Source organism: Pseudoalteromonas sp. SG41-5, from assembly GCF_014164495.1.
Taxonomy (GTDB): Bacteria; Pseudomonadota; Gammaproteobacteria; order Enterobacterales; family Alteromonadaceae; genus Pseudoalteromonas; species Pseudoalteromonas rhizosphaerae.
Map to the genome: position 1 here is coordinate 1 of NZ_JACJFH010000113.1, position 12416 is coordinate 12416.

At 41.2% G+C, this 12416-nt stretch carries 9 protein-coding genes and 1 pseudogene; 8 read left to right on the forward strand and 2 right to left on the reverse strand.

Annotated features, from left to right (window positions below):
• From H5232_RS20210 to H5232_RS20225, 4 genes are all read left to right on the forward strand, one after another.
• On the forward strand, window positions 1-419 hold a 419-nt coding region (locus H5232_RS20210), incomplete at its 5' end, for a helix-turn-helix domain-containing protein (protein WP_310736891.1).
• Between the two features lie 228 nt (window positions 420-647).
• Entirely contained in the window at window positions 648-1610 is a 963-nt protein-coding gene (locus H5232_RS20215) for a porin (RefSeq protein ID WP_145236151.1), read from the forward strand.
• Window positions 1611-1621: 11 nt separating this feature from the next.
• Entirely contained in the window at window positions 1622-3097 is a 1476-nt protein-coding gene (locus H5232_RS20220; RefSeq protein ID WP_182831406.1) for a DASS family sodium-coupled anion symporter, read from the forward strand.
• Window positions 3098-3207: 110 nt separating this feature from the next.
• Window positions 3208-4638, forward strand: a complete 1431-nt coding sequence (locus tag H5232_RS20225) for a coniferyl aldehyde dehydrogenase (protein WP_259400165.1) — start codon at window positions 3208-3210, stop codon at window positions 4636-4638.
• Between the two features lie 40 nt (window positions 4639-4678).
• Here the strand turns inward: H5232_RS20225 and H5232_RS20230 are convergent, their stop codons facing one another.
• Window positions 4679-5404, reverse strand: coding sequence for a tetratricopeptide repeat protein (locus H5232_RS20230; RefSeq protein WP_145236141.1), 726 nt, complete (start codon window positions 5402-5404; stop codon window positions 4679-4681).
• A 533-nt stretch (window positions 5405-5937) separates the two neighbouring features.
• Between H5232_RS20230 and H5232_RS20235 the strand changes: the two genes are divergently transcribed.
• Together H5232_RS20235 and H5232_RS20240 are read left to right on the forward strand one after the other, a co-directional pair.
• Complete coding sequence (locus H5232_RS20235; RefSeq protein WP_182831408.1) at window positions 5938-6804, forward strand: DUF6279 family lipoprotein; 867 nt, start codon at window positions 5938-5940, stop codon at window positions 6802-6804.
• A gap of 129 nt (window positions 6805-6933) precedes the next feature.
• A complete protein-coding gene (locus H5232_RS20240; RefSeq protein ID WP_182718706.1) occupies window positions 6934-7971 on the forward strand; it encodes a GGDEF domain-containing protein in 1038 nt (345 codons plus the stop codon).
• Here H5232_RS20240 and H5232_RS20245 read toward each other — a convergent pair.
• The gene (locus H5232_RS20245) at window positions 7968-8912 is read right to left on the reverse strand and encodes a LysR family transcriptional regulator (RefSeq protein WP_182718707.1); all 945 of its coding nucleotides are present in this window, start codon (window positions 8910-8912) and stop codon (window positions 7968-7970) included. The two genes, H5232_RS20240 and H5232_RS20245, sit on opposite strands and share 4 nt — an antisense overlap.
• A gap of 118 nt (window positions 8913-9030) precedes the next feature.
• Here H5232_RS20245 and H5232_RS20250 point away from each other — a divergent pair, with 118 nt between their 5' ends.
• Entirely contained in the window at window positions 9031-10197 is a 1167-nt protein-coding gene (locus H5232_RS20250) for an efflux RND transporter periplasmic adaptor subunit (RefSeq protein WP_182831409.1), read from the forward strand.
• Window positions 10198-10205: 8 nt separating this feature from the next.
• Window positions 10206-12416 (forward strand): annotated as a pseudogene (locus H5232_RS20255) (efflux RND transporter permease subunit); the annotation flags it as partial.

The window sequence follows — 12416 nt, forward strand, 5'->3', positions numbered from 1 at the left end:
TTCCGGCATTGCGTGATAGGAAAGCTGATATTCCTTTATTATTCAAACATTTTAGCTCTATTGCCGCGACTCGTTTTCATAAACCTCCGGCTCCTCTAAGTAGCGATATATTACAGCGTTTACTTAGTTACCAGTGGCCAGGTAATGTCAGAGAGCTTAGAAACCAAGCTGAACGAGCGGTGCTGCTGGGTGCTGAATTAGCGTTCGCCAATACCGAAAATAATAATGGCAGTGAGTTATCGCCCGATCTGAGTTTGGCGGAAAAAGTGTGCTTTTATGAGCAATCTTTAATCGAAGAAGCCCTTGAGCGCCACCAAGGTAGTATTAAAGAAACTATGAATACCTTACAGATTGCCCGTAAAACCTTGTATGACAAAATGAGTAAATATGGCCTCAATCGTGACATGTTTATTGATTAACCAGAGCTTTGCTTAAGTGATTTACCTGCTCAGCTTAATTTGATGGGTGGAAACAGTGACACAGACGTTTTGATAGTGTGTGGGATCCCGCACACTTTATTGTAAGTATAATTTAATTTTAAACTTAACTATTTGAATATATTAAATTTTAATTTTTTATAAGCAGTTGGCAGTAAACTTGCCTTTATTAGCGGGAACAACAAATGATCCTAACAATAAGGGCACACAATGATAATAATAGACAAAAAGCTAACCCCTGTTTTTGTAGCAACGAGTTTTGCAGCAGCTTGCTTTGGACAAAGTGTTCATGCCGCAGAGTATGACATTTATGGTAAAGCAGAAGTGCAAATTGCTAATACTGACAACGGTGTAATGCGCTATGCTAAAAAAGGAACGCAAATCGATGCGCCTTTTTCACGCATTGGTGTGAAAGGGCAACATGTACTCACTGACTCGTTAAAAGCGGTATTTAAATACGAAGTGCAAGTAAAGGGCTTTGAGCACGATGATACAGATGAGCCATTTAGTGCCCGTAATACATATTTAGGTTTAGCGGGAAATTTTGGTGAAGTTGTAGTTGGTCGAAACGATACACGCTTTAAGTATTCAGAAGGTAAAGTTGATAACTTCAATGAAACTCAAGCCGATATTGCTCAATTACTACCGGGTCAAGATCGCCTTGGTGATACCATAACGTATAGTTCAAAATCATATGCGGGTGCTCAGCTATCACTTACCTATGCTTTGAAGGATGACAGTGCCAATAATGAAGCCGGCTATGCCGCTACGTTAATTTATGGTGACCGTGGTTTAAAAAATAAAAATTATTATGTGGCGATCAGCCATATTGATTCACTCAATAATATCAACGCCAGTCGCATCGTTGGCGCGTGGCAAAAAAATGATTTACAACTAGGTGCTATTTACCAGCACAGTGAGTCAGTAGATGGTACTAAATCAGGAAACGGCTATGTGTTGAGTGCCAGTTATACCATTGACAAATGGCAGCCAAAACTACAATTTGCCAGTGATGACTCAACTATTCGCCAAAGTACTAAGGGCAGCCAGTGGACTGCAGGTGTGGATTATTTATTTGATAAACAAACTACCGCGTACTTATTCTATACTGACTTAGATTTGCAACAGCAAACGGATAGTAGCTTAGCCCTTGGCTTAAAGTATAAATTTTAAAGGGGTTGAATATGAGCACACAAACTTTAGACGATAAACCTGAAAAAAATCCAATGATACAGATGTTGCTGCTGTTATTGGGCCCTGCGGTCATGTTACTTACGTGTTTGATCGATCCTCCTGCTGGCATGAGTACCGCTGCTCTTCGTACTTCAGGATTAGCATTTTGGATGGCATCATGGTGGGTGAGTGAAGTAGTTCCTATCCCAGCTACGGCGCTATTGCCGTTGGTATTTTCTCCGTTGGCTGACATTGCTGCGATAAAAAGTGTCGCTGCACCGTATGCGCACCCCTTAATATTTTTGTTTTTAGGTGGCTTTTTAATTTCCATTGCGATGGAACGTTGGGGCTTACACAAGCGCATTGCTTTACGTACTATGCTCTACGCGGGCTCAAAACCGAGTTTGCAGATATTAGCGATGATGTTAGTAACGGCATTCTTATCAATGTGGATGTCAAATACTGCAACAGCAGTGATGATGTTACCTATTGCTATGTCTATCACCCATTTAGTGCAAAAATCTAATCCAAATAATAATGGTTTTGGTAAAGCACTGTTACTTTCTATTGCTTATGGTGCCAGCATTGGCGGCATTGCAACATTAATTGGTACGCCACCGAATGCATTGATGGCCGCTTATTTATCAGATAGTTATAAAATTGAAATTGGTTTTGCGCAATGGATGATGGTGGGTGTGCCATTGTCACTGACTATGTTGATCATCTGTTGGTTGTGGCTGACCAAGTTTGCTTATAAAGTTGATAAAACGGATGAAAAATCTAAAAAAGTCGACACCAAGTCACTATTTAGCTCGCAGTTAAAAGGTCTTGGCACCATGCAACGCGCTGAGAAAGGGGTGTTATGTGTGTTTTTATTTGCAGCTGTGTGCTGGATATTTAGACCTCTGATCGCTGATTTTTCTGGTTTAAAAATATCGGATACCGGTATTGCCATTGCTGCTGCATTATTATTATTTGTTTTGCCTGCTAATAAAGGCAGTGATGAACGTATTCTTGACTGGCAAAGTGCGGCAGGAGTTCCTTGGGGAGTGTTATTGTTGTTTGGTGGTGGCTTAACCCTAGCGGCACAAATAAAGTCATCAGGTTTGGCTGAATACATAGCTCATATGATTGAAGGCGTCAGCGCCATTCCATTAGTATTGAGTGTATTAGTAATTGCAACCTTAATCACTTTCTTAACTGAGATCACCAGTAATACAGCAACCGCAGCTGGATTTTTACCACTACTTGGCCCTGTCGCTGAGTCAGTCACAGGTTCGCCATTGGTCTGGGTTATTCCTGCGGCTATAGCCTGTAGTTGTGCGTTTATGATGCCTGTAGCGACCCCGCCTAATGCCATTGTGTTTGGCTCTGGGCAAATTCAAATGCGGGATATGATCAAAGCCGGCTTTGCATTAAATATTGTTGCAATTGCGCTGATCACATTTGTCACTATGACCCTTGCTGCATCGGTATTTAATTTTTAAGTAATTCAAAGTTACCCAACCGGAGCGCTATTCGTTTGTTGATAGCGCTCTATATTGCCCCTGCTAAGAAACAAAGTTATAGTGGTTAAATCTTTATTTTGTTTATGAGTATGCTTTTGTCTGACACTGGCACTGTATGTAACCCTGAGCTAAAAGCGCAATTTGATGAAATGCAGCTGCATTTTGATGCCCAGCCATATTTAGCATTATCACAGCGGATCCGTTTATTAAAATCTTTAAAACGTGAACTGTTGGCATTAGAGGCTGAATTGGTAGCTGCAAGCTCGAAAGACTTTGGCTTTCGCACTGCTTTTGATACGATTTTAGGTGATATACTGCCTACGGTCAAAACGATCAGCCACACCATCAAGCATTTACCTAAATGGGCAAAAAATTCACCACGAAAAGCGGGCTTGAGCCTAGCGCCATCAAAAGTTGCTGTGAGCTATCAACCCAAAGGAGTGGTGGGAATAATTTCTCCATGGAATTACCCAATTCAATTATCAATCGTGCCGGTGATCACCGCAATTGCCGCAGGTAATCGGGTATTATTAAAAGTCAGTGAATTTACTCCGCACACCAATCAAGTAATCAAAAAACTATTTATCGGCGAACTTAGCGAACATTGCTCAGTGATCGAAGGTGAAGCGCAATTAAGTCAACAGTTTAGCTGTTTGCCACTCGCACACTTATTTTTTACCGGCTCTACAGCTGTAGGGCGCCATGTTATGGCCGCTGCGAGTAAAAACCTTACCCCAGTAACTCTTGAGTTAGGTGGCAAATCGCCCGTTATCATTACCGCGCAAGCGGATATAGATAAGGCAGCTAAAGCTATTTTATTTGGTAAAATGACCAATGCAGGGCAAATCTGTGTTGCCCCCGATTATGTTTTAGTGCCGGAAAACTTACAGCATCAGTTAGTCAGAAGTCTCTGTAGCTTATATAAAAAACATTATAACTTAGGTGTCGAGGGGAAAAATTTAACCTCGGTTATTAATCACCACCATTTTCAGCGTTTAACCGATTTATTGGCAGATGCACAGCAACAGGGTGCACAGATAATTAAGCCGTTAGATGAAAACCAAAGCGACGAACATAAGCATCGTCTTGGTTTGCACATTGTGACTGATGTGAATGACAATATGAAGTTGATGCAAGAAGAACTGTTTGGACCAATTCTTGCGATTGTCAGTTATCAAGCTTTACCTCAGGCGATTGCATACATAAATCAACGTCCTCAGCCGTTAGCTTTGTACATAATGGGGCAAGATAAACAAATCAATGAAGGTATTCAACAGCAAACACAAAGTGGTACCTTCGCAATAAATGACACCTTAATGCAGGTGACTGCTGATGATGCGCCATTTGGTGGCTTAGGTCCTTCTGGGATGGGAAACTATCACGGTATAGAAGGCTTTTTAACTTTTAGCCATGCACGTAATACATTGAAAACGGGTGGTTTTAATCCTAAATTGGGATTGTTGCTGGCGCAAAATAAGATATTGATTAAAATACTTAAATGGTTGTACTTGCGGCCATAAATTGGCGTTAAGTACAATCCAATAGCGTTTTAACTGGCAGTTAAAACATCCGATCTTCGCCCGCATACAGCCCAGCTTGGATTTTTTCATACAATGCATCAGCTTTTTCTTTGGCTTCTGCAATTTGCGCAGGCATCAGCTTGCGCTCATCTAGCTTGCGACTGTGACTGGCATCTAAATTACCATTATACTCAGCAACAGTGTTCCAGATGTATGATTTTTCGATGTTTTTTTCGACTCCATGGCCTTCGAAATACATCAGCGCCATATTAAACTGTGCTAGCGTATAATTATTACCAGCGGCTTTTTCATACCATTTAATAGCTTCTTTATAATCTTGCGCAACGCCATCGCCGTTGGCGTACATCACACCCAAGTTAAACTGAGCAGCAGGTAAGTTTTTTGCCGCGGCTTGCTTAAAGAGTGAAACTGACATTTGTTTATCAAGTTTAACGCCTTTACCTTCTTGATAAAGTACAGCTAATGCAAACATTGAGTCGACGTGGTTCTTTTTAACGCCTTGCTGGTAAAGTTCAGCAGCTTTGTGATAGTCGCGCGTTACGCCGTGGCCACCTTCATATAGCTGCCCTAGCTCGTAAATTCCTGGTGCAAAGCCTTTTTCTGCAAGGTAGTTAAACTCTCTAAGTGCATCTTCAAATTGACCTTCATTGGCTGCGCGGATCCCTTCTTCAAGTCCCGCATGAGCAACACCACAGATGCTAAGTGCACCGACCATCAACAATATCTTAAACTTCGGCTGCCACATGACAATACCTCCAATTAGCGTGTTACTGTTTAATTTTAGTCTCAACAACCACAATTGCCCAGCTTCGCACTATAAATGATAAAACTTAGACATAAGATACAGATATTACAGAAAATTTAAAGGAATAAAAAAAGCCCCTGATGGGGCTTTTTGGGTCATATCAACCGTCACCGATATGAGCAATGTAGCAAGTGAGTGTGATCTTTTAATTATATTACTTGGGTCGAGTAAGTAATATGCTCGAAGCGTCACCATCTTCATCAACAACTTTGTACTAAAGGGGCCCAGCATCCTTACTGGTCGATCTTCCCTAGGGCACTGAGGTCGGTACGTTCAATTCTTACAAGAAGCGCAAACCTGTCGTGTTGGGCTGCTTGGTGTTGATGCGATCGATTATTACTTGTATTTGAGTGTGCGTCAATAGCTAAATGATAATTATTTCTATTTGTTCGGTTTTATTTTAATTCCCTCATTTACATAATGCGCTAAGTTGATTAACGTAGTGCTATAAATAATCGTAAGAAAAATAAAAAATGTCGATAAAAAACATGTGCTTGAATTATAAGTTCGCAGTAGTTGGTGTGTTGCTATTAGCTCTGACTGGGTGCTCAGCTACATTTACCTACAATAATATAGGCTGGTTATCGGCGTTTTGGATTGATGACTACGTTGATTTATCGAAGCAGCAAAGCAAACAAGCTAAAGACTTAATTAAGCAAAGTCGGGATTGGCATCGTAAGACGCAATTACCTTTGTATCGACAGGATCTGTTGGCATTACAAAAGCTACTTGATGAAGACCCTTCAGAGCAAGCATTATTAACGTATTTTCAAGGTTTTAAAACACATTGGCAATTGTTAGTTATGTATGTAAGAGACGATCTTATTGAACTTGCTATTGGTTTATCCACGGAGCAAAGAGAAGAATTTGTTGCTGCCATTGCAGAGGATATAACCACAGAAAGTGACGAGTATAATGAGCAAACCCCAACACAGCGTGAGCAAGATCGCCTTGAACGTCAGTTAGATACTTATAAACAGTGGCTTGGTAAACTGAGTGAACAACAAGTGTTTTTGATCACCCAAGCGAACAGCGAATTTCAAGCAACATTTTTATTAAGGCAAGCTTACAAGCAAACTCGGCTGGATAAACTCAAACAGGTATTTTTTGATAGCCAACTTAGCCGCGATCAATTTATTAGCCAATTATCAGCTGTCATTACTGAGCGAGAGGTGTTTATGAGTGACCAATTAATTCGCTTAGATGCTGAAAATTCAAAGCGCTATGCGCGTTTACTTGTGAGTTTAAGAGCCACGTTGACAGCAAAACAGCGCCAACATGCTAATGCTGAGTTCTCCGATATGTTAGAAGATATAGAACAATTAATTAATGATGAATAGGCTGTTAGTTACTAAGATCTTAATTTTAAAAATTTTTTATAAAAATGAATATATCAAAAACAAATAGAGCTTGTACTCTTTCAATTAACCGTTAGACTGACTTTTTTTCGTTCGAATTAAAGTTAATCAATGGATATCGCAGCCTTAGATAGCGCTCAAGTATTACGTGAAAATTTACTGAAATGGATTTGTTTCTGTTTCGGAATTTTAGCGAGTGTTTTTACCTATTTTAATCTTTTTATTAATGACTTTTACTCATTAGGGATTTTAGAAGGGGTGTTTGCTATTTATTGTTTTTATACTTTTAACTATGCTCGGACACGAAAATTTCAGACTTGGCAGCCGTTATTATTGTGCCTTTGTATTATGCTATTAGTAACCTTGGGAACTTACCTAGCTGCGATGAGGAGCGGTTTGTTCATTTGGACCTTTACCTTACCCGTATTATTTTATTTATTATTAGGATGTAAACGCGGCTATTATCTATCGCTATTATTGGTGTGTATACAAACCGCTGTGTTTACTAGTAAAACCTCTTTAGCACCATTTTTAGACCTTAACCTGTACCTAAATATGAGCTTTAGCTATTTGAGCATTTGGGTCATTGCACATACTTTTGAAGCGAGTCGAGCACAATTTGCAGAACGATTAGAAAACCTTGCCTTGTTAGATCCGCTGACAAACACCGGCAACCGTTTAGCAATGAACCATTACTTTGAAGTTGAGCTGGTAGACAAAATTAATTTATTTATTATGGTGCTAGATCTCGATTACTTTAAAAAAGTAAATGATGAATTTGGTCATGATGTGGGCGATCAAGTTCTGGTCGAAATTGCCACTATATTAAGAGAAACACTTAACAAGGGGCGAGTTTTTCGTACTGGTGGCGAAGAGTTTGCGCTGTTCATTCCTGATTCGAATCAACAGGAGTCTTATCAAATTGCTGAAAATATCAGAGTCGGTTTGCAAAGTACGGCTATCAATGTTGGTGAGCGTGAAATAAGTTTAACAGCAAGTATCGGTTTAGCTGCTTATCGTGATGGCGATAGCCTAAAACAAGCGATTAAAGCAGCAGATGAGCAACTTTATTATGCAAAAAAACATGGTCGAAATAACGTTTATTCTGACTCGCAGCAATACTCAGCAAAACTAGAACAGGTTTCTTAACCTTGATACATGTGCTCGAAACCGGGAATGTTACTTTCCCAAAGTGGTGTTTCTTTACCTAAGTGATCACGTATCGCATCAAAAAATAACCGTGTTCTTACAGGTAAATCACGGTGTGGATATACCGCGTACATCGCACTGTATTCTTGTAATTTGATGTCTGTTAATAAGGGCACTAAACGTCCTTGTTTTATTTCATCATTAATAATAAATGCTGGCGCGAGCACATAGGTTGTTCCAGAAAGCGTTTTATCGAGCAGTACCTCGGCATCATTGGCTCTAAACACACTCTTAATTTTTTGCTCTTGCGGTAGACCATATTGATCTACATAACGAATACCCTCAACGCGCAACGAAGTGCTGGAATAACTGGCTGCGGGTAAATCAATTAAGTCCTCTATTTTACTTGGCAATCCATACGTTTGAATAAACTCAGGTGCGGCTAATATTAGTAATCTATTGCGCGCAATTTTACGTGCGATCAGTGATGAGTCTTTTGGCTCACCGACCCGAAAAGCAAGATCAAAGCCTTCAGATACCAGATCAACTAACTTATCATCGAGTCTTAGTTCAACTTCTACTTGCGGGAAGCGTTTTTGAAAATCATTAATCACAGGTTGTAGATAACGCCTGCCGATAATAGTTGATGAAGTGATTTTTAATACACCGCGTGGCTCTTGGTGATAATTCTCGGCTAAACGTACAGTTTCACCTAGTAGTTGCCTCAACTCACTGGCCTTTTTAATCATTTCGGCCCCTGCAGCTGTCAGTGAAAATGAGCGGGTGGTGCGGTTCAGTAAACGTACTCCTAAATCATCTTCGAGACGACTTATTTGTTTTGAGATCACTGAACGATCAATATTACGGGTTTCTGCTGCTTTAGCGAATGAGCCTCGCTCAACGACTTCTAACAACATCAATAAGCGACTTGTGGTATCCATTAATTACTCACCAATATTTAATTGATGCCATATTGGCATTAATGAATTTAAAAATCTATGGTTTTTGTCCACAACAATGTTCCGTAACATAGAAAAATACACTAAATGGAGCGTCGTCATGAACAAACACTTAATAGCTATTGCAGTTTTAGGGGCATCACTTGCCCTCACCGGTTGTGCAGAAGAGCCTGCTCAACAGAGCAATCAACCACATCTTCAACCAATAGATGTTGCCTCGGTGATCATTAAGCCAGTGCAAAACTGGCACACCTACACTACGCGTTTAGAAGCGCCGGAAGAAGTATCACTTATGCCACGTGTTGCCGGAGTTATTGAGCATATTGCGTTTAATGAGGGCGACGAGGTTAAACAGGGTGACTTACTGTTTAAACTTGACGCTCGCCCATATGCTGCGGTTGTAGCAAGTTTAGAGGCACAAGTAGTCAGTGCTGAAGCCGCTTTATCGCAAGCGCAAAGTGAAGCTAAAAGAGCGGTGCGATTAACCGAGCGAAAAGCGATTTCAACAGAGCAAGCGGAATCACGTACCTCAACGTTACGCCAACGTGAAGCACAACTTGCTGCCTTAAAAGCCCAGCTAATTGCAGCTAATTTAGATTTAGAATTTACAGATATACGTTCACCCATTGATGGTGTGATCTCGCGTGCAAATATTACCAAAGGTAATAATGTGCTTGCAGGGCAAAGTGTACTGACTTCAATCGTATCAAATCAAACTATGTATGCTTACTTTGATGTTGATGAACGTACTTGGAATAGTTCATTTGATGAAGTAACCGCCGCTGATCATCAGCAAGTAGTCATGCAAAAAGTGGGTCAAAATGGCTTTGCACACACCGGTTATATCGACTTTATTGATAATCAAATCAATGCAGCAACAGGTACTTTGCGAGTGCGTGCACGATTTGATGAAAATACCGCCTTACGCGCCGGTTCATTTGCACGTATTAAGTTAGCGGCCAATGACGTTACACAGCAAGTTATTGTGCCTGATAGAGCAATTGGCACCGATTTGAAAAATCGCTTTGTGCTCACTGTAGGTGAAGGCAATATTCTCGAATATAAACTGGTTACAACCGGTGAGCGCTATGGCAGTTTTCGCGCTATTACCTCGGGCTTAAAAGCTGGCGATGTGATTGCGGTTAATGGTCCTGCGCGTGTTGGACCTGGCATGCCGATTTCACCTAATACAGTGACCCTAGACACAACTGGTGTTGCTTTTACGTTATCGCCAACGGCGCAGCACACGCTTATGGCTAAGAAGTAGGACGAATAATGAAATTTTCTCACTTTTTTATTCAACGACCGATATTTGCAGCCATGCTGTCATTGGTGATTTTAATCGCCGGTGGTATTTCGTTGTTTCAACTGCCGGTCAGTGAGTATCCTGAAGTTGTTCCGCCGACAGTTGTGGTAACTGCGAACTACCCAGGAGCAAATCCAACCGTAATAGCACAAACTGTGGCTACTCCATTGGAGCAAGAGATCAATGGTACTGAAAACATGTTGTATATGTTTTCCCAGGCGACCAGTGATGGGCGTATGACACTGACGGTAACGTTTTCATTGGGAACGGATTTAGATCGTGCGCAAGTACAAGTACAAAATCGGGTTAACAGTGCTTTGCCGCGACTACCACAAGAAGTGCAGCGCTTAGGCGTCGTCGCTGAAAAATCATCACCGGATCTAACCATGGTGGTACACTTATTCTCACCGGAAAAAACACATGATACGGCGTATCTATCTAACTACGCTGACTTATATGTGAAAGACCAAATTGCACGTTTGAGTGGCGTAGGCGATGTAAAATTATTTGGTGGTGGTCAATATTCAATGCGAGTGTGGCTTAACCCCGATGCATTAGCGGCACGAGAATTAACCGCAATGGACGTCGTCAACGCATTGCGTGCGCAAAACCAACAAGTTGCAGCGGGTAGCTTAGGTGCACAACCTGCTTCAACAGACAGTCAATTTCAAATATTGTTAAATGTAAAAGGGCGCTTAAACAGTATTGAAGAGTTTCAGCAAGTGATCATTAAAGTGGGTGAACAAGGTCAATTAACACGTCTAAGCGATGTTGCTCGAGTCGATTTAGGCCAAAATACTTACTCACTTAGAGCTGAACTTGATAATCAACCAGCACTGGCGATGCCGATATTTCAACGTCCTGGCTCTAATGCGATTGAGCTTTCAGATCAAGTACGCGAAACCATGGCGCGTTTATCGAAAGATTTTCCAGCTGGTGTTGAGTACGACATTGTCTACGACCCTACGGTATTTGTTCGCGGTTCGATTGATGCGGTGATCAAAACGTTACTTGAAGCTATCGCGTTAGTGGTAATTGTAGTGGTGTTATTTTTACAAACCTGGCGTGCTTCGATTATTCCACTTATAGCTGTGCCAGTTTCACTGATTGGTACTTTTGCGGTGATGCAGTGGTTAGGGGTCTCGATCAATACGCTGTCGTTATTTGGTTTAGTACTTGCCATAGGTATTGTGGTCGATGATGCTATCGTGGTGGTCGAAAACGTTGAACGTAACATTGAACAAGGTTTATCACCTCTGGAAGCAACGCGCGTGGCGATGACTGAAGTGACAGGGCCTATAATCGCGATTGCGTTAGTGTTGTGTGCAGTGTTTATTCCTACCGCGTTTATTAGTGGTTTATCAGGTCAATTTTATAAACAGTTTGCGTTAACTATTACTATTTCAACGGTTATCTCAGCATTTAACTCATTAACTTTATCACCGGCGTTGGCGGCACTATTACTTAAAAGCCATGATGCTAAACCGGATGCGCTGACGCGTTTATTAAATCGTTTATTTGGTCGCTGGTTATTTGCACCCTTTAATCGAGTATTTGACCGTGGCGCCAAAGGCTATCAAAAGCTGGTACAAAAACTAATGCGCATGAGCGTGGTAGTGGTGATTGCATACGTGGTTTTATTAGGCGGAACAATTAAGCTATTTGATGCCGTGCCGGGTGGTTTTATTCCTGCACAAGATAAGCAGTATTTAGTTGCGATAGCACAATTACCTGATGCAGCGAGTTTAGACCGTACTCAAGATGTGGTTAGGCAAATGCAAGAAATTGCACTGCAAGTACCTGGTGTTGCAAACACAGTTGCCTTTCCTGGCTTGTCGGTAAATGGTTTTACTAACAGCCCTAATAGTGCCATTGTATTTACACCGCTAGAAGCCTTTAGTGAGCGAAGCGATCCGAGTAAATCGGCGATGGCTATTGCGGCACAGTTAAACCAGCGTTTTAGTGCCATTGATGAAGCATTTGTGGCTGTATTTCCACCGCCGCCAATCCAAGGTTGAGGAACCACGGGTGGGTTTAAACTGCAAATTGAAGATCGCGGTAATAAAGGCTTTGAAACACTATTTAACAGTTTGCAAACGGTGATTACTAAAGCTCAGCAAGATCCTGCGTTAATGGGGCTCTATTCAAGTTTTAGAATTCAAGTACCACAAATGGATATT